Origin of the sequence: Dietzia sp. HMSC21D01, assembly GCF_001815995.1 — a bacterium.
Classification (GTDB): domain Bacteria; phylum Actinomycetota; class Actinomycetes; order Mycobacteriales; family Mycobacteriaceae; genus Dietzia; species Dietzia cinnamea.
Window position 1 is genome coordinate 1 of record NZ_KV823807.1, and the last position, 1,240, is coordinate 1,240.

General features: G+C 74.7%; 2 protein-coding genes. Both read right to left on the bottom strand.

The window, feature by feature from the left end:
- A partial coding sequence (gene truB, locus HMPREF3086_RS04395; RefSeq protein WP_070720350.1) for a tRNA pseudouridine(55) synthase TruB occupies positions 1-731 on the bottom strand: 731 nt, incomplete at its 3' end.
- The coding region (locus HMPREF3086_RS04400; protein ID WP_070720352.1) for a 4'-phosphopantetheinyl transferase family protein at positions 728-1,240 on the bottom strand (513 nt) is incomplete at its 5' end. The genes truB and HMPREF3086_RS04400, both read right to left, overlap by 4 nt.

Below are 1,240 nucleotides of genomic sequence, written 5' to 3' on the forward strand. Positions count from 1 at the left end.
AACGCGGCCAGGGCGGCCGCGTCGAGGTCGAGGGACAGGGTCGGCGCGGCCTCCAGCTCGTCGAGCGTGCGGGCGACATCGAGGCCGAACGGTCCGACCCGGGTCCGGCGCAGCGCCGTGAGGTGGCCCCCGACGCCGAGCGCGGCGCCGAGGTCACGGGCGAGCGCGCGGATGTAGGTCCCCGTGGAGCAGTCGACGACGACGACGAGGTCGATCACCGCCCCGGCGCGGACCCGCTCGAGCACGTCGAACCGGGAGACGGTGACCCGCCGGGACCGGAGCTCGACCTCCTCCCCCGCCCGCACCCTGTCGTAGGCCCGCCTCCCGTCGACCTTGATCGCGCTGACCGCCGACGGCACCTGGTCGATCTCCCCCGTCAGGTCGGCCACGGCCGCGTCGATCGCGGTGTCGGTCACCGCGGAGGCGTCCACGGTCGCGGTGGTCTCCCCCTGGGCGTCGTCGGTGGTCGTGGTCTCGCCGAGGCGGATGGTCGCCTCGTAGGACTTGGTCTCCAGCGCGAGCATGCCGAGCATCTTGGTGGCGCGTTCGATGCCCACGACGAGCACACCCGTGGCCATGGGGTCGAGGGTGCCGGCGTGTCCGACCTTGCGGGTGCCGAAGAACCTGCGCAGTCGCGCCACCACGTCGTGGCTGCTCATCCCCCCGGGCTTGTCCACGACCACCAGGCCGGGTTCGGGGGCGGGACGGGGGTCGGGTCTGCGCGGCGTCACGGCCCCACGCTATCGACACCCGCGGGCCGCAGCACGATCGCCGAGGCCACGTGGCCGCCCCGGACGGCCCAGCGGCCGTGGAACTCGGTCGCGTCCGGGCCGCCGTCCACCGTCTGCGCGTCGACGAGGATCCGCGAGACGAGCGTGCCCCGGACCACCTCGTCGTCGTCCCCGTCGGGTACCAGGGTGATGTGCGCGTCGGCGAACCCCAGCCACCGGTGGGTGAGCGGGAACCACGCCTTGTACGTGGCCTCCTTCGCGGTGAACAGCAGCGCGTCCCACGCCACCGACGGCATCTCCGTGCGCGCGGCACGCACCCACGCCGCCTCCTCCGGCAGCGACACCGCCTCGAGCACCCCGTCGGCGAGCGGTTCGTGCCGTTCGACGTCCAATCCCACCGATCGCACCCGACCGGCCCGGGCCAGCGCGGCCGCGCGCAGACCGTCGGTGTGCGTCAGCGTGCCCACGAGCCCCGGGGGCCACACCGGCACGCCCCGCGCGCCCCGAAG